Source organism: Bordetella genomosp. 5, assembly GCF_002261475.1.
In the GTDB taxonomy this organism is placed as follows: domain Bacteria; phylum Pseudomonadota; class Gammaproteobacteria; order Burkholderiales; family Burkholderiaceae_B; genus Bordetella.
The window spans coordinates 141390-158527 of sequence record NZ_NEVN01000011.1; the positions used below are offsets into that span (position 1 = coordinate 141390).

A 17138-nucleotide genomic window follows, 5' to 3' on the forward strand; every position below is an offset into this window, starting at 1 on the left:
GTCGCGCGCAGCAAAAAGCCGTCCGGCATTCAAACCGGACGGCTTTTTTGTTTGGGCGCTCGGCGTGACTCAGGCCTTGGCCGCCTGCTCCGGCGCCAGCGCGGGGTCGAGCGACACGCGCTCGTCGAACACGAAGCAGTTGCCCTCGAAGCCTGGCCCGCCGGTCTCTTCGAAGTACTTGAGGATGCCGCCCTCGAGCTGATAGACGTGCTCGATGCCGAGCTCGTTCATGTAGATCGCCGCTTTCTCGCAGCGGATGCCGCCGGTGCAAAAGCTCACGATGGTCTTGCCTTCGAGCTCGGCGCGGTGGGCCTGCACGGCCGCCGGAAACTGCGTGAACCGGTCGATGCGCCAGTCGATCGCGTTCGCGAAGGTGCCCACATCGACCTCGAACGCATTGCGCGTGTCCAGCATCACCACCGGACGCCCCTCATCGTCGGTGCCGCGCTCGAGCCAGCGCGCCAGCGTGTGCGCTTCGACGGCCGGCGCGCGGCCGGCTTCGGGGCGGATCGCGGGATGGTTCATGCGGATGATCTCGCGCTTGACCTTCACCAGCATCTTGCCGAACGGCACCGACTCCGATTCGCTGAACTTGACTTCGAGATCGGCGAACCGCGCATCGCGCCGCAGGCTTTCGAGAAACGCCTCGATATCGGACGCGGCTCCCGCCAGAAACAGATTGATCCCTTCCTGCGCGAGCAGGATCGTACCCTTGAGCGACAGGGCCGCGGTCAGTTCACGCAACGACGCGCGCAGCGCCTCGGGATCGTCGATGGTGACGAACTTATAAGCGGCAATATTGAGGACGGACATTGGATTCGGAGCGCCCGCGCACGGCGGGCAAAAGAGAAAAGGCTAGCGGGTGATCACGCGCTGCTCGACCACCAGGTCGAGCACCCAACGCAGCGCGGACGCGTCGGCGGGGGGATTGGGGTCGCGCACTTCGACGACGCGCAGACGGTATTCGACCCCGGGCTGAAAATCGAAGCCGACGATCTCGCCATACCAGAGCTGCCAAGGCTGGGACGGATTATCGCGCACCTGGTAGCACATGGCCCGCCCCGCCCCCGCGCTGCACGGCACGCGCTGCGAGGCCACGTAGACGAGCTTGGTCGGTCCCGGCTGGCCGCCGGCAAGCGGATCGGCTTTACGCGCGAAATCGAGCACATCGCCCGACGCCAGCATCAAGGTAAGACGCGCGGGGCGCGTGTCGTCGTTGAGCTTGCTGGCGGTGATGCGGGTCAGGCCGGCGAGAAAGTCCTGCTCCAGGCGGGCCGTGTCGGCGGACGTGCAGGCCATCCGGGTCGACACCGGCGGATGCGGAATGATCAGGGCCCCGTTGGCCACTACGTATTCCCCGGAGTAGCGATTGCAGCCGGCGAAGCCCGACAGGACCGGACGCCCTTGCTGATGCGTGAACTCCAGGGTCAGCGGACGGGCGCCATCATGGCCATGCGGCACCGGCCGCAACGCGCCGCCTGGCCGCGTCCAGCGGGCCAGCTCCCAGCTGGTCTGGGCCAATATGTCGGAAGACCGGGTGGGATCGAACGCGGCACCGCCGCGCGGTGCACTGGCGCAGGCGCTCAGACTCAGCAGCAGGGCCAACAGGCCGAAGCGACGCAGGAAGAAAAAGGCAGGCACGGGGCGCTCCGTCTGGAAAATAAAAGCCCGCGGCGTGCGCCGCGCGGCAGTGACTGGTGGGCGCGGCCATGCCGCGCTCCGGCGCCCATTTTAAATAAACCGCGCGCGGCTTATCAGGGGGTCGGCGGATCCTGACGGCGTTCGAAATCCAGCACGGCACCGGAGGCGAGCGTAAATGTCAGATGGCGCGGTGCACCGCCGGCGTCCAGCGAGAATGAACGGATATTGGTCAGCGCTTTCAGATAATCGGTTTCGAGCGCGGCGCGGCTCGGATCTGCGCACGCCATGCGCGTGGCCGCCGGCGCGGTGATGGTGAGGCGGCCCGACTCGAGCTTGTAGCTGCCCATATAACGGTTGCAGCCCGAGAAGCCCTCGACCCGATAATTCTTGCCCTGAGCCAGGAAGGTGAGTTTGATGGGCTCGCCATTATCCCCATGCGGGATGTCGCGCAGGCTGCGATCGGGCTGGGTCCAGCGCGTCAGTTCCCAGGATGTCTGTGCAAACGAATCCGCGCTGGTGGTGGCGTTGACCGCGGCAGCCCCCTCGGGACGCGCCTGTCCGGTCTGCTGCGACGCGCATCCTGCAAGCGCCGCGATAAGCAGCGTTGCCGTGCAGAGATTTACCAACGAGGAACGGGAACGGGACATGACCAGCCTCCAGAAATGAAACGGCTCTACTGTAACCGGAGCATTTGCCGTGCCGCGACCCCCGCGATCAGCGCACTCGTGCACTAATGTAAGCAGCCAGCACCCGTTCGAGCTGGCGTTTCTCGTGGATGCTCAGTGCGTCGTATGCCGCATAAGGCACGGAGACGAACGGCCAATCCCCGCGCGGCGCGCACGCTGCGCGCCCGTGGCCGGGCGCCGCGTGGCCCAGCATCGACGCCACGGTGTCGGGATCGAAGGCCAGCATGGGCCCCTCTCCCGCGGCCAGCCACAGCGGAGCGACCCGCAGGGCGCGCGTGAGTTTGATCAGGGCCTCGCCGGTGGGACGCAACCTCAGGCCGCTTTCGTAGTTGCCGATCGCGCTCTGCGAGAGTTTGCTGGCCGTGGCGAGATCCTTTTGTGTCCACCCCTGAAGCATGCGCGCACTCCGCAGACGATGGCCGAAAGTATCCACTCGATAGACCCGAATCTGATTTCCAATTTGTGGAACGGATTAAAGCATCGGTGCCGCCGGGCCAAATACGGGGATTAAGGTGGATTTCCAAGCTAAATCCACATTTTTTGTTACACGGACCCGGCTTTCCGTACTCCGCTGAAGACTCGAGCATTTTCATTCAACTGCCCCGGATTGAACCGCTATCGTGATGACAAGCGCGCCGCAAGGCTGGGATACGACAGCGCTACCATCATGTAAGCAAATCGCGCAAAGCCGGCGCTGTAATCGGGCGAATATTGAAAATACTGTATCGGAAAGACCATCGTATTTACTCAAGTACCGGCCCATTTCCGCCCGGTGTAAAACAACATAGGGCGGCCGGTCAAAAGTAACAGTTCAGTTAAACAAGAAACGTATATTCACAAAGAATCACAAGCGTGTTTAAATGAAACACGACCGTGACTTTTGCAGAATTTGAGCAACGCACCGAGCATTCGTGTGCGGCCTTTTCTGCAAAAAGCGCCCCCCGCGCGGACCTTGTCCGCCCGGTCCGGCGCCAGTCCGACGTCGATCTGGACAGCCAAAGGGGAAACACGCGCCTGACCGAAGAGTGGCCGGCGCGGGCGCGAGGCATGGCCAGCCGCCATGGCCGATATCACGCCGCCGGGCAGGCTCGGCAACGTGCGGCGCGCAGCCAGGCAGCGGGACGCCCAAGATGCGTCCGCCATGGCGCCCCCGCAGGCATGACCGGCCTCGGCGCGTGGCTGCCCTGACGAGTCGCGACCCTAAGCAGATTCGGACGAATTAATGAACAGTACGCTGGATGTCATCTTTCTCGTCAAAGACGATGCCACGCATAAGCAGCAGCTCGATAACCTCTCGCATCTCGGCTTCAAGGTGCTCGCCTGCACCGAGCTCGTCGAGCTGTACGATCACTTTGCCAGGCAACCCTGTCCCCTCGTGATCCTGAGCGCGCCGCTCGCCGACATTCACATCGCGGCGGTGCGCCTGCGTGCCATGGACCGCACGGTGGGCATCATCGCGCTGGCGCCGTTTGCCGACAGCGAGAGCCGTGTGCGCACACTGCTGTGTGGGGCGGACGCCTGCCTCAACGAGGACGTGAGCGGGCTCGAGCTCGCGGCGGTGCTGCAGTCGCTGCTGCGCCGCATCACCAGCACTGCAGGCGGCCAATGGGCGGCGGAGGGGCTCGATCAACGCGGCACGGAGTTCGACGCCGCGCCGCAGCCCGAGCGCGATGAGTTCATGACGGAAGGCCCGCTCGGTTCGAGCAAGTGGCGGCTCGCCAATCAGGGCTGGACGCTCGTGAGCCCGACCGGCCGGTCCCTGGGGCTGACGACGGGCGAGCGTGAATTCCTGTCGCGCCTGATGGCGGCGCCGGAACGCAAGATCAGCCGCGATGCCCTGCTGACCGACGATCTGTCCAACACCGGAGACGGCGGCGCGCAGCGCAGCCGGTTTGTCGACGTGATGATCAGCCGGCTGCGGCGCAAGGCCGCTCATAACCAGATGGCGCTGCCGATCCGGGCCGTGCACGGCTGGGGATATATGTTTGCTGCCGACGTCGCCGACGACTTTCAGGGCTGGGACGACCGCTAGACGCGGTCGTTCCGCGACAGCGGTGCCTCGCCGAGGCACCGCGCGCCCCGCACACGGGCGGCGTCAGCCGCGTGGCCGGATCAGCGTGGACTTGCCGAACAGGCTCTCGACCAGATCGACCGCGATGGTCGCGGTCTTGTTGCGCACGTCGAGCGCCGGATTGAGCTCCACGATATCGAGCGAGGCCATCAGGCCCGTGTCGGCGATCATCTCCATGCAGAGTTGCGCCTCGCGGTAGGTGGGACCGCCAGGCACGGTGGTGCCGACGCCGGGTGCCACGTCGGGATCCAGGAAATCCACGTCGAAGCTGACATGCAGGTGCGTGTCGGGCGAGAGACCGTACAGCGCCTGCTCCATCGTGGCCCGCATGCCGGCCTCGTCGATGTGACGCATATCGAAGACTTCGAGCCCGGCCTCGTGGATCAGATGGCGCTCGCCTTCGTCGACGCTGCGGATGCCGATCTGGCGCACCCAGGACGGCTCGATCGCCGGCGTGTGCCCGCTCATGCGCGTGAGCGGCGCGGGCCCGCGCCCGCACAGGCAGGCGACGGGCATGCCATGCACGTTGCCCGAAGGGGTGAGCGTGTTGGTATTGAAATCGGCATGCGCGTCGAGCCACAGCACGCGCAGCGGGCGGCCGGCCTCGCGGCAATGACGCGCCACGGCGCTGACCGACCCGATCACCAGGGAGTGATCGCCGCCGAGCAGGATGGGCAGGCGACCGGCGCGCAACTGGGCGTGCACCGCATCATGCACGGCCTGATTCCAGGCGGTGACTTCGTCGAGATGGCGATAGCCATCGGCCGGACGCTGCCACGGGTTGGCCGGGCCGGACAGATTGCCGCAATCGTGCACGGTCAGGCCGCGGCCGGCCAGCAGGTCGGCCAGCCGTGCCACGCGCAAGGCCTCCGGCCCCATGGACGCGCCGCGCGCACCCGCGCCGATGTCGGTGGGTGCGCCGATCAGGCTCACTTCGTTGGGGGGAAGACTCATGGGCGGGATACCTCCTTAACAAGAACCTCAGTGCGCATCGAGCACGGCTTGCAGTTGGTCGCAAGCCCAGTCTATCTGCTCACGCGTGACAATCAAGGGTGGCGACAGGCGCAGCGTCTGGCCGTGCGTGTCCTTGACCAGCATGCCGCGTGCCGCCAGACGCTCGCAATAATGGCGCGCGCTCGGCGCATCCGGCTCGAGCTCGAGCGCGAGCATGAGGCCCCGACCGCGGGCCCGCCGCACGGGTCCGCGCAGCGCCGCCAGGCGTTCCAGGAAATACGCGCCCTGCGTGCGCGCGTTGGCGATCATGCCCTCGTCGTGCAGCACGGCGAGCGCCGCCCGCGCCACGGCGCAGGCCAGCGGATTGCCGCCAAAGGTGCTGCCGTGCTGGCCGGGCTGGAACACGCCCAGCACGCTTTCGTTCGACAGCACCGCCGACACGGGATAGAAGCCGCCGGAGAGCGCCTTGCCGATCAAGGTCACGTCGGCCTCGATGCCTTCGTGTTCTTCGGCGAGCATGGCGCCCGTGCGGCCCAGGCCGGTCTGGATCTCGTCGAGAATCAGGACCACGTCGTGCGCCGAGCATAGCTCGCGCACGCGCTGGAAATAGCCGGACGGCGGAATGATCACGCCCGCCTCGCCCTGGATCGGCTCGACCAGAAACGCCACCGTGTCGGGCGTGATGGCCGCGGCCAGCGCATCGGCGTCGCCGAAGGGCACCACGCGAAACCCCGGCGCGAACGGCGCATAGCCGCCGCGCGCATCGGGGTCGGTGGAGAAGCTCACGATGCCGAGCGTGCGGCCATGAAAATTGTCGGCGCACACGATGATCTCGGCCTGCCCCGCGGGCACGCCCTTGACCTCGTAGCCCCATTTGCGCACGGCCTTCAGTGCCGTCTCGACCGCTTCGGCGCCGCTGTTCATGGGCAGCACTTTGTGCGCACCGGTCAGGCGCGCCAGGTCTTCGTAGAGCGGGGCCAACTGATCGTGGCGAAACGCGCGCGAGGTCAGCGTGAGCCGTTGGGCCTGTTGCGTCAAGGCGGCCAGGATGCGCGGATGGCAATGCCCCTGGTTGACGGCCGAATAGGCGGACAGGCAGTCGAGATAGCGCCGGCCTTCGGTGTCGTAGAGCCACACGCCTTCACCGCGCGCCAGCACCACATCCAGCGGGTGATAGTTGTGCGCGCCCAGCGTCGCCTCGATGTGATCGCGGTGCACCGCGGCACGGTCGGCACCGGGGTCTGCGCCCGGGCTGTCGTCCGTCTGCGCTCGGATTTGCGTGTCCATCATTGTCTCCGGAAGGTTTGGGGATCGCGCGGGGGCTGCGCGGTGCCCGGCAGCCCTGCAGCTCGGGTAGTCGGCGCCCGGCGCAGCGGCGCCCGACGCAGCGGCGCCCGACGCCGCGCCATGCAGCCATGGTAGGCAAAGGCGGCGCTAGCGGATAGACAGTAAGCTGGCAATAATGCGTAGCTGATTGATCATTTTGCATGGCCACTTTGAGCAATATGTCAGATTTTCTCGATTCCCTCGATCGCCGGCTGCTCGCGCTGCTGCGCAGCGACGCCCGCCTGCCCACCGCCGCGCTCGCGCAGCGCCTGCATGTGTCGCGCGGCACCGTGCAGAACCGCATGAACCGGCTGGAGCGCAGCGGCGTGATCTCCGGCTACACCGTAAGGCTGCGCAATGACGGCGAGGATGATGGCGTGCATGCCGTCACGCTGATCGAGGTGCATGGCGGCGCCACCGACGGCGTGATCGCGGGCCTGCGGCGCATTCCCGAATCCGTGCACGTGCATTCCACCAACGGCCGCTGGGATCTCGTCGTGCAGTTCCACGCCGCCGATCTGGTGGCGTTCGATCGCGTCTTGCGCGAAGTGCGTGCGATCGAGGGCGTGACGAATTCGGAGAGCCACCTGCTGCTCGCCGCGTACAAGTAGCGCGGCGCGTGCTCCCGCTACAATGAGACTCGTTTTCACATCAAGGCGGGCCCGCGCGGTCCGCGTCGTTTCATGGCAGATCCTGCCCGCCGCCCGCCGGCGCCCACTCCCCGCGAACAGGCCGCACGCTGGCTCGTGATGCTGCAAAGCGGACCGCTCACCGATGCCGAGCGCGACGCTTTTCGGCGCTGGCTGGGCGCGGATCGCGCGCATCGGCAGGCATGGCGCGAGGCCGAACAGCTCGGCGTGGCGACCGGGCTGATCGCGCCGGGCGCGGCGCAACGCCTCACCCGGGCGCGCGCCATGCCCACACGCAGGCAGATGCTGCAGGGCCTGGGCGCGCTGCTCGTGGGCACGCCGCTGCTGGCGGCCACCTGGCATGCCGAACCCTGGGAATCCTGGACGGCGGATGCGCTCACCGACGTGGGCCAACGCCGCAGCGTGGCCCTGCCCGACGGCGGCAGCGTGCTGCTCAACACCGATACCGCCATCGATATCGAATACGGCGCGCATCGGCGCGAAATCTACCTGCTGTCCGGAGAAGTGCTGGTGCGGGCCGGCACGGCCACGCGCGATGCGCGCCCTTTCATGGTGATCACGGACCACGGCACCGTGCAGGGTTCGCATTTCATGGTGCGGCAGCACGATGAGCAGAGCGACGTGACCGCCCTGAGCGCGGACCTGATCGTCACGCCGGTGCGCAACGCCACCGTGGCGCGCGGGCTGGCCACCGGCATGCACACGCGCTTTACGGCGACCACGGTGGCCGCGCCGGCGCCCGCCGATCCGGCCGCGAGCGCATGGCGCGACGGCCGCCTGAAAGCGCGGGGCGCACGCCTGGCCGACTTCCTGAGCGATCTCGATCGCCATCGGCCGGGCGTCGTGCAATGCGCCGCCGACGCCGCCGAGCTGCGCATCGCCGGCGATTTCGATCTGGCCGATACCGACGCGATCCTGCGCGCCCTGCCCGGCCTGCTTCCGGTGGAAGTGCGCTATCGCACGCCGTATTGGGTCAGCGTGCGCGCGGCCTGACGCGACTCAGAATGCCGCGACCGCGCCATCGGAGCGCGGGTCGAAGCCGCCTTCCATGGCGCCACCCGCCGCGCGGAACAGGCAGCCCGCATGGCCGAAGGTTTCGTCGAAATCGCCGTACACCTCGACGTCGTGTCCACGGTCGCGCAGCGCCTGCACGGTGGCCGGCGGAAAGCGGCCTTCGAGCTTGAGGGTATCGGAGGTCTGCCCCCACGTGCGGCCCAGCAGCCAGCGCGGCGCTTCGACCGCGGCCTGAGGATCCATGCCATAAACCACACTGCGCGTGAAAATGGCGGACTGGCTTTGCGGTTGGCCGTCGCCGCCCATATTGCCGTAGACCATGGTGCGGCCGTCGTGCAGCAGCGCCAGGCCAGGATTGAGCGTGTGGAACGGCTTCTTGCCCGGTGCCAGCGCATTGATGTGCGTCGGGTCGAGCGAGAACGATGCGCCGCGGTTCTGCCACGCGATGCCGCTGGACGGCAGCACGACTCCCGAGCCGAACTCGTGATAGATGCTCTGGATGAGCGAGACCGCGCGCCCCTGGCCATCGATGACACCGAGCCAGACCGTATCGGCCGGCCCCTTGCCCGCGCCCCACGGGGCGGCGCGCGACATCGAAATGCGCGCGGCCATGGCGTCGAGCGCGACCGGTTCGAGGAAGGATTCGGCCTGCACCCGCATATGGGCCGGATCGGTAATGTGACGGTCGCGCACCGTGAACGCCTGCTTCACGGATTCGGCGGCGGCGTGCACATAATCGGCCGACAGGGGGTCGTGGCGATCGATGTCGAGCCGGTCCAGCAGGCCCAGGATGATCAGCGAGACCAGGCCCTGCGTCGGCGGCGGCATGTTGTATACGCGCCCATGACGATGCTGCAGCATCAACGGATCGCGGCGCAGCGCGCGATGGGCCTGCAGGTCGGCGCGCACCAGCGGCGAGCCGCTCGCCGCGAGCTCCTCGGCCATGCGCTGGCCCAGATCGCCGCGATAGAAATCATCGAGGCCGGCGCGGGCCAGATGATCGAGCGTATCGGCCATGCGCGGCTGGAAAAACAGGCTGCCGGGCGCGGGCGCCGCGCCGCGCGGTAGAAACACCGACGCAAAGCCGGGCAAGGCTTCGAGCTCGGCGCGCTTGGTTTCGGTGTTGCGCGCCTGACTGCGCGTGACCGGCACGCCATGACGGGCGTAGTCGATCGCGTCCGCGAGCAATCGCGACAGCGGCAACCGACCACCCAGTCGTTCGCGGCTCACGGCGAGCGCTTCGTTCCAACCCGACACCGCGCCGGCGACCGTGAGCGCGGCACTGCCGCCACGAAACGGAATCGCGTTGCCGGCATAGGATTCGCGGCGCACGCCGGCGGCCGCGGCGCCACAGGCGTCGATGCCAATGACCTCCTGCGCGCCGCCCGGCTCATGGATGAGCCAGAAGTTGTCGCCGCCCAGGCCATTCATGTGGGGATAGACGACGGCGATGGTGGCGGCGGCCGCCACCATCGCTTCGACGGCGTTGCCGCCTTCGCGCAGCACGGCCAGGGCGGATTGGGAGGCGAGCGCATGGGGCGCGACGGCGATGCCGCGGCGGCCGCGTACAGGTTGAGTCATAGGTGGGCTACAGGCTGATGGAGGCGGGATGCAAAGCGTGCGCCCCCGCCGTGACGCGGCCATGACCCAGGGGCGGGCCGGCCCGGCGGAAGCTCGGAATCCCGAGCATAGTCAGCGGCGTTCGCCCGGACAAGCCCGGGAGAGCCCTCGAATCAAAGCTCCAGCACGAGCCGGCCCTGCTTCGCCCGTGAGCAGCAGGTCATCATCTTGCCGCCCGCCGCCCGCTCGGCCGGGGTGAGCACCACGTCACGATGATCCACCTCGCCCGCGATCACCCGCACCTCGCAGGAGCCGCACAGGCCTTCTTCGCAGTCGCTCTGCACGTCGATGTTGGCGCCGCGCAGCGCAGCCAGCAGTGTCTGGTCGGCCGGCACGGTCAGCGTGAGACCCGAGTCCTTGAGCTCGACCTCGAAGGCGTGTTCGCGCGCCGGGTCGAGCACGCCCAGGGTGGACTGGAAATGCTCCACGCTCAGCGTGCCCTCGGGCCAGTGCGCGGTGGCCTGTGCCAGGCCGTCGAGCATGCGTTGCGGGCCGCAGGCGTAGATGCGCACGCCCGGTCGCGGCCGGGCATGACGCGCGGCGAAGTCCTGGCGCGCGCCTTCGTCTCGCGCATACACATGCAGACGATCGCCATGCAGCGCCTGCAGCGTGTCGAGCAGGGCCATGCGGGCACGGCTCGATCCGCTGTAGTGCAGCTCGTACGACATGCCCAACTCGCGGGCGCGGCGTGCCATGGCCGCGATCGGCGTGATGCCGATCCCGCCCGCCACGAGCACCACGTGCTCGGCGTCTTCGTCGAAGCGGAAATGATTGCGAGGCCCACGCACCCGCAGCCGCGCGCCGACCCCGGCATGCGCGTGCATCCAGTGCGAACCGCCCCGGCTCTCGGGATCGCGCAATACCGCGATCTCGTAGATATCGCGTTCGGCCGGATCGCCACACAACGAATACTGGCGCGACAGCCCCGTGTCGCCGCACGCGACGTCCAGATGCGCGCCCGGCGTCCACCGCGGCAGCGGCGCGCCATCGGGCGCGGCGAGACGCAGATGGAGTATGTCGTCGCTCACGCGGCGCGCCGCCTGCACGATCAGGGTGCGGCTGATGTGCCGCGTGGACGGCTCGCCGATGCGCACCGGCACCTGGGTGTCGAGTAACGCGGGCGCGCTGCGTTCCGGGTTTTGCGCGGGGTCCCACTCGACCCACAGATGCTCGGGTCCGCGGAACGAGGTGTTGGCCACATAGGTGAAATCCTGCTGCGCCAGCGTCATGTGCGGCAGCCGCCGCGTCAGCTCCTCGAGAAAGATCTGCATCTCCATGCGCGCGAGGTTCTTGCCCATGCACTGATGCGATCCGTAGCCGAAGGTGAGTTGATCGCTCGCGTTCTCGCGCCGGATGTCGAAAAGATCGGCATCGGCGAAATGGCGCTCGTCGTGGTTGGCCGACGAGGTCACGATCAGCAGCTTGGCGCCTTCGGGAATCGGCACGCCCCCCACCGCCGTGTCGCGCGTGGCGACGCGGCGCCAGGCGGCCACCGATCCGTTGTGGCGCAGACATTCCTCGACGGCGTTGGGGATGAGGCTGGGGTCGTCGCAGATCTCGCGCCAGGCTTGCGGATGCTGCAACAACAGTTTGATGGCGTTGGCGCTGGCATTGGCCGTGGTCTCGTGCGCGGCCACGATGCCGGCCATCATCATCGAGTGCAGATAAGAGTCGGTGACCACATCGGGCAGCTCGCGCTGCTTGCGGATGCCGTACTGCATCCAACCGGGCTGGTCGGGGTTGGCGCGCATCTTGTCGAGGATGCGGCCGGCCAGCTGCCAGAAGTTGCCCACGGCATGCGCCACTTCGACCTGCTCTTCGGGCTTGGGCCGGCCCCAGGTGTTCACCGTATGCGCGATCGAGTACTTGCGCAGCAGGTCCATGTCTTCTTCAGGCACCCCCAGAAAATGCAGCGCCACCGTGAGCGGCACTTCCCAGAGCATCTGATCGACCAGATCGGCGCGGCCATCGTCGATGAAGCGATCGACGTACTCGCGCGTGAGCTTGCGCACCATGGGCTCGTGATGCTTGAGCTCCTCGGGCGTGAAGGGCGCCATCAGTGCGCGCCGGCGCGGCATATGGGCCGGCTCGTCTTCGTTGACGAGCGTGCGGTTCATCGCATAGCCGTACGAGGCGAGCACGGCATTGGCCTCGGGGCCCGTGGGCGTGATCTTCTCGAGCGCGATGGCGGGGCTGAACGTGAGGTTGTCGCGGAAGATCGCCTTGATGTCGTCGTAACGCGTCACCACCCAATAACCGAGCCGCGGACTGAAGAACACCGGTTCTTCCTCGCGCGACCAGCGCACGTAATCGGGCGGATCCTGCTGGTAGCCGTCTTCGAAAGGATCGAAGGCGGCGGCGCGGGCGCTCACCGGACAGCCTGCCGCGGACAGGGCCCGGTGATCGACCGGACAGCCGGAGGCGGCGGGCGGGCGGACGGAATTCATGGCGGTCTCCTTTGCTGCGGGCGGACGGGCCGGGACAGCGCCACGTCCGCCTGATACGAGGGCGTTGCTGACGCGATCAGTCGAGCTTGATGCCGAGATCCGCGATCAGCTTGTTCCAGCGCGTGCGCTCGGCGGTGAGCAGAGCGGCGTATTCCTGCGGCGAATTGGCGACCGGCTCGATGCCGAAGTCGACCAGCTTGCCGCGGATGGCGGGATCGTTGAGGGTGGCAACCAGTTGCTGATTGAGCTTGGCGATCACGGCCGGCGGCGTGGCGCCCGGCACCGACACGCCGACCAAGGCGGCGGCCTGGACCTTGGGCAGTCCCGCTTCGCCGAAGGTCGGCACGTCGGGCAACTGCGGCAGACGCTGGCCGTGCGCGACGGCGAGCGCGCGCACCTTGCCCGCCTTGATGAAGCCGGCACCCGCGGCCAGGTCGACCATCATGGCCGGGATCTGTCCGCCGGCCACGTCGGCCAGGGCAGGCGCCGCGCCGCGATAGGGCACGTGCACGAGGTTCAGCCCCGTCTCGGTCTTGAAGAGCTCCATCGCGAGGTGATGGGGGCTGCCGGCGCCGGCCGAGCCGTAGTCCAGACCCGACGGGCGCGCCTTCGCCATCGCGACGAACTCGGCCACGGTCTTGGCCTCGACGGTCGGCCCGACCACCAGAATCATCGGGAAGCGGCCCATCAGCGTGACCGGCGCGAGATCCTTGACCGGGTCGTACGACAGCGTCTTGTACAGCGCGGGGTTGAAGACCAGCGTGCCGTTATCGGCGGACACCATGGTGTAGCCGTCGGGCTGCGAGCGCGCCGTCTCGGAGGCGCCGATGGCGGTGTTGCCGCCCGGCTTGTTGTCGACCACCACGGTCTGGCCGATGCGGGCGGACAGGCCCTGGCCCACGGTGCGGGCGAGGAAATCCGAACCGCCGCCCGCCGCGTACGGCACGACCCAGCGGATCGGCTTGTTGGGATACGGGGCGCTGGCGTCGGCCGCGCGCGCGGCGCCGCCCACACAGAACGAGGCCAGGACGGCGCTGGCCAGAAGGCCGGCAAAGCGAGGGAACTGCGAACGATAGGAACGCACGGTTTGTCTCCGGTGACGTGGCGAAAAGCACGACTTTTTGATTTTGCGTAAAGTATATACGCATTGCGTAATCGCACAATACCGGCGGATCGGCCCCGGTCCACCACGTAGAATCCCCGCCATGACGCAGACCGCCGCCCCCTCCGATTCCGCCGCGCGCCCGCGCGAACGCCGCCAACGTGTGCAGGCCGCCGAAACCGGCATGGCCGTGCTCAAGGCGCTCGCCCGGCTGGGCGGCCGGGCGAGCCTCACGGCGCTGGCGACCGAAGTGGACGAACAGCCTTCCAAGGTCCATCGCTATCTGGTCAGCATGATCGAAGCGGGCATCGTGGTGCAGGACAGCGGCTCCGGGCATTACGGCCTCGGCCTCGAAGCGCTCTACATCGGCCTGGCGGCGATGCGGCAGGCCGATCCGATCCGCGTGGCCGAGCCCGCGCTGGTCCGCCTGCGCGAGCAGCTGGGCGTCACGTGCTTCATCGCGGTCATGGGCAACAAGGGCCCGACGATCGTGCGCTTCGAAGAACCCGGGCTGCCGGTGACGGTGAACGTGCGCGTCGGCTCGGTCATGTCCCTGCTGTGGTCGGCCACCGGCCGGGTGTTCCTGGGTCTGCAGGACGACGCGCAGGTGCGCCGCCTGGCCCTGGAAGAGCTCGACGGCGCCGACGCGGCGTCGCGGGCCGCGCTCGATGCCCACGACCCGCTCGGCGCCTTGCAGCGCGAGGTGCGCGCCGCCGGCTGCTCCATCGTGATCGACACCAACCTGAAGGGCATCAGTGCGATCAGCGCACCGATCTTCAATCATGCAGGCCAGGTCTGCGGCGCGCTGACGGCACTGGGCACGACGGGCGGTTTCGACGCGGCCGCGCAAGGCCCGATCGCCATCGCCCTGCTCGCCGAGGCGCGCGCCGCGAGCCGCGAACTCGGCTACCAGCCCGCCCGCGCCGCCTGAGCGCGTTGCGTTCCGGTTTGGCACACGCATAGCGCTCGCCTACAATCCGGCCTCATGACTTCGACGCGCCCGCACCGGTCTGCCCGCTACGTCGCCACGCTGTGGCTGGCGTTGGTGCTGTTCGCGCTCAAGGCCCTGGTGCCGCCCGGCTACATGCCCGGCACGCATGTGGGCGCCAACCTGATCGAGCTGTGCTCGGCCACCGGCCGCATCTTCGTGCAGGCGCCCGAGTCCACGCATCAGCAGGCCGACGAACGGCACGCCGCGCAGGCCGCGGCCTGCCCGGTCGGCGCCGCGGTCGCCGCCGTGCCGATGCCTCCCTCGCTGCCGGCACTCACACCGGTCAGCAGCGCCCACAGTTTCCCGTTCAGCGCGCGCGCTCCGCCGGCGCGCACGCACTACACCTTCACCGGCGCCCCGCTCGGGGCCCGCGCCCCGCCCTCCTCTCTCGTCTAGTCCGACTTGGCCCGCCCTCGCGGCGGCACCGCCTTTTCCAGACCGAGAGATCCTCATGACTTTCTTGCACGCCAGGACGCCCGTCCTGCCGCGGCGCATGCGCGCATGGCACGCCTGCCTGCCGCCCACGCTCGTTACCCTCGCGCTGACGCCCACGGCCGGCTTCGCCCAATCCACTGAACCCTCCGTCGCCACCCTGCCCGGCATCACCGTGGCCGCTGACGCGGATCGCCCCTCCCTGCTCGACACGACCGCGACCGGCTCGCTGCTCGAACTCACGCCGTTCGAAACGCCGGCCAGCGTGGACATCATCACGTCCCGGCAATTGCGCGAACGCGCGCCGCGCACCATCGGCGACGCCATCAGCCAAGCGCCCGGCCTGAGCACGATGCGCCACCCCGGCAACGGCGGCGCCGCGCTGTCGTCGCGCGGTTTCAGCGACACCAACTCCGTGGCGCAGCTCTACGACGGACTGCGCCAATACGGCGGCGTGGGCCAGACGCTGGTCGCCTCGCCCTGGGCGGTGGAACGGATCGAGGTGCTGCGCGGCCCGGCGTCGGTGATTTACGGCGAAGGCGCGATCGGCGGCGTGGTGAACGTGGTGCCCAAGAAACCCACCCGCGGCCCGATCGAAAACGAAGTCGAGACGACCTTCGGCACGCACGACACGCAGCGTGTGGGCATCGGCTCGGGGGGCGCGCTGGACGACCGCTGGTCGTATCGCATCGATGCGAGCGCCGAACACACGCATGCCGACATGAGCCTGGGCGGCGCGCGCAATGCCGCGCTGTCGGCCGCGCTGCGCCTGGATGTGAATCCGGATCTGAACGTCACGTTCACGCAGGTGCTGGGCTGGCAGGAGCCGACACGTTACTTCGGCACGCCGCTCGTCGACGGCACGATGGACTATGGTCTGCGGCACCAGAACTACAACGTGGCGGACGCCACGATCATCTACCGCGACAACCGCAGCGAGCTGCGCACGGAATGGACGCCCAACGACAGCGTGCTGGTGCGCAACCGCGTCTACTACCAGGGCAGCCGGCGCGACTGGCGCAACGCCGAGGAATACGCCTGGCAGCCGGCCACGGGCCTGATCGAGCGCAGCGGCTACTCGAACATCCTGCATGACCAGGAGCAGGTCGGAACCGTGACCGACGCGGTCTTCAAGGGTTCGTTGCTCGGCCTGCGCAACCAGTTCGCGGTGGGGCTCGAACTCAATCGCGCCAGTCTCAAGCACACCAACAACTCGCCGTACGGCGGCACCTCGCTGGTCGATCCCTACGATGTGGACCACGGCCGGTTCGTGAATCTTGCGGGCACCACGCCGCGCTATCGCAACACGGCGCGGCAACTGGCCCTGTACGCCGAAGACCGGCTTGCGCTCACGCCCAACTGGTCGGTGCTGGGCGGCCTGCGCTACGACCATATCGAGCTGGAGCAGCGCAATCTCGTCGCGGGCAACACGGCCTACCGCACGCGCTTCGACAACGTGGGCTGGCGCGTCGGCACCGTCTATGACATCACGCCCACCACCGCGCTCTATGCGCAGTACGCCGAGGCCGCCGACCCGGTCGGCGCCCTGCTCCTGCTGTCGCCCGCGAACCAGGGCTTCGACCTCGCCACCGGGCGTCAGGTCGAGGTCGGCATCAAGCAGACGTTCTGGGACGCGCGCGGCGAATGGACGCTGGCGGCCTATCACATCCGCAAGAAGAACCTGCTCGCGCGCGATCCCGACAATCCCGCGTTGCGCATCCAGGTCGGCCAGCAGTCGAGCCGGGGCATCGAGGCATCGCTGGGCGTGGCGCTGACACCGACCCTGCGCCTGGATGCCAACGCCACGATTCTGCAGGCGCAGTACGACGAGTATTCGGAGTCGTCCGGCGGCCGCACGGTCTCGCGCGACGGCAATGTGCCGACCGACGTGCCGGAGCGGCTGGCCAACCTCTGGCTGAGCTGGAAGTTCGCCCCGCAATGGACCGCGAGCGCGGGCGTGCGCTACGTGGGCGCCCGCTACGCCAACGCGGCCAACACGCTCGAGATGGCGGGTTACACCACCACCAACCTGGCACTGCAGTGGGACGCGCGCCAGGATCTGACGCTGGCCGTGCGCGCCTACAACGTGTTCGACCGCCAGTATGCCGAAACGGCCTACTACAACCAGGATCAATGGTTGCTGGGCACGGGACGGCGCGTGGAGCTGAGCGCGCATTACCGCTTCTGAGCCGGCCCTTTTCCTG

Annotated in this window: 15 protein-coding genes; 6 read left to right on the top strand and 9 right to left on the bottom strand. The window is 68.1% G+C overall.

Going from position 1 to position 17138, the window contains the following annotated elements; translation table 11 throughout:
- Positions 1–69: 69 nt before the first annotated feature.
- The 4 genes from CEK29_RS20195 to CEK29_RS20210 form a co-directional block, all read right to left on the bottom strand.
- Positions 70–813 (bottom strand): sulfurtransferase, encoded by a 744-nt coding sequence (locus tag CEK29_RS20195; protein WP_094804136.1) that lies wholly within the window; start codon positions 811–813, stop codon positions 70–72.
- Between the two features lie 42 nt (positions 814–855).
- Positions 856–1641, bottom strand: coding sequence for an META and DUF4377 domain-containing protein (locus CEK29_RS20200; RefSeq protein WP_094804138.1), 786 nt, complete (start codon positions 1639–1641; stop codon positions 856–858).
- Between the two features lie 113 nt (positions 1642–1754).
- Positions 1755–2288: an META domain-containing protein gene (locus tag CEK29_RS20205; RefSeq protein WP_094804140.1), complete on the bottom strand. Its 534-nt coding sequence runs from the start codon at positions 2286–2288 to the stop codon at positions 1755–1757.
- 67 nt (positions 2289–2355) lie between these two features.
- Positions 2356–2724 (bottom strand): transcriptional regulator, encoded by a 369-nt coding sequence (locus CEK29_RS20210; protein WP_094804142.1) that lies wholly within the window; start codon positions 2722–2724, stop codon positions 2356–2358.
- 825 nt (positions 2725–3549) lie between these two features.
- On the opposite strand from CEK29_RS20210, the gene CEK29_RS20215 reads away from it, so the two are divergent.
- Positions 3550–4359 (top strand): response regulator transcription factor, encoded by an 810-nt coding sequence (locus tag CEK29_RS20215; protein WP_094804144.1) that lies wholly within the window; start codon positions 3550–3552, stop codon positions 4357–4359.
- A 63-nt stretch (positions 4360–4422) separates the two neighbouring features.
- Here the strand turns inward: CEK29_RS20215 and rocF are convergent, their stop codons facing one another.
- Positions 4423–5352: an arginase gene (gene rocF / locus CEK29_RS20220; RefSeq protein ID WP_094804145.1), complete on the bottom strand. Its 930-nt coding sequence runs from the start codon at positions 5350–5352 to the stop codon at positions 4423–4425.
- A 27-nt stretch (positions 5353–5379) separates the two neighbouring features.
- Positions 5380–6639: an ornithine--oxo-acid transaminase gene (rocD, locus tag CEK29_RS20225; RefSeq protein ID WP_094859141.1), complete on the bottom strand. Its 1260-nt coding sequence runs from the start codon at positions 6637–6639 to the stop codon at positions 5380–5382.
- Positions 6640–6857: 218 nt separating this feature from the next.
- Between rocD and CEK29_RS20230 the strand changes: the two genes are divergently transcribed.
- Both CEK29_RS20230 and CEK29_RS20235 read left to right on the top strand, forming a co-directional pair.
- Positions 6858–7289 (top strand): Lrp/AsnC family transcriptional regulator, encoded by a 432-nt coding sequence (locus CEK29_RS20230; protein WP_094859142.1) that lies wholly within the window; start codon positions 6858–6860, stop codon positions 7287–7289.
- 72 nt (positions 7290–7361) lie between these two features.
- The gene (locus CEK29_RS20235; RefSeq protein WP_094859143.1) at positions 7362–8321 is read left to right on the top strand and encodes a DUF4880 domain-containing protein; all 960 of its coding nucleotides are present in this window, start codon (positions 7362–7364) and stop codon (positions 8319–8321) included.
- Positions 8322–8327: 6 nt separating this feature from the next.
- Here the strand turns inward: CEK29_RS20235 and CEK29_RS20240 are convergent, their stop codons facing one another.
- The 3 genes from CEK29_RS20240 to CEK29_RS20250 form a co-directional block, all read right to left on the bottom strand.
- Positions 8328–9923 (bottom strand): gamma-glutamyltransferase family protein, encoded by a 1596-nt coding sequence (locus tag CEK29_RS20240; protein WP_094859144.1) that lies wholly within the window; start codon positions 9921–9923, stop codon positions 8328–8330.
- Between the two features lie 152 nt (positions 9924–10075).
- Positions 10076–12409 carry a cytochrome P450/oxidoreductase gene (locus tag CEK29_RS20245; protein WP_094804153.1) on the bottom strand — a complete coding sequence of 778 codons (2334 nt, stop codon included), beginning with the start codon at positions 12407–12409 and terminating at the stop codon, positions 10076–10078.
- A gap of 76 nt (positions 12410–12485) precedes the next feature.
- On the bottom strand, positions 12486–13493 hold the full coding sequence (locus CEK29_RS20250; protein WP_432759265.1) for a Bug family tripartite tricarboxylate transporter substrate binding protein: 1008 nt from the start codon (positions 13491–13493) through the stop codon (positions 12486–12488).
- 121 nt (positions 13494–13614) lie between these two features.
- On the opposite strand from CEK29_RS20250, the gene CEK29_RS20255 reads away from it, so the two are divergent.
- Genes CEK29_RS20255 through CEK29_RS20265 form a run of 3 tightly spaced genes read left to right on the top strand, consistent with a single transcriptional unit; the run spans position 13615 to position 17122 of the window.
- Positions 13615–14442, top strand: coding sequence for an IclR family transcriptional regulator (locus CEK29_RS20255; protein ID WP_255176221.1), 828 nt, complete (start codon positions 13615–13617; stop codon positions 14440–14442).
- A gap of 54 nt (positions 14443–14496) precedes the next feature.
- The gene (locus CEK29_RS20260; protein WP_094804157.1) at positions 14497–14898 is read left to right on the top strand and encodes a DUF2946 family protein; all 402 of its coding nucleotides are present in this window, start codon (positions 14497–14499) and stop codon (positions 14896–14898) included.
- A gap of 55 nt (positions 14899–14953) precedes the next feature.
- Positions 14954–17122 (top strand): TonB-dependent receptor, encoded by a 2169-nt coding sequence (locus CEK29_RS20265; protein WP_094859145.1) that lies wholly within the window; start codon positions 14954–14956, stop codon positions 17120–17122.
- Positions 17123–17138: the final 16 nt, after the last annotated feature.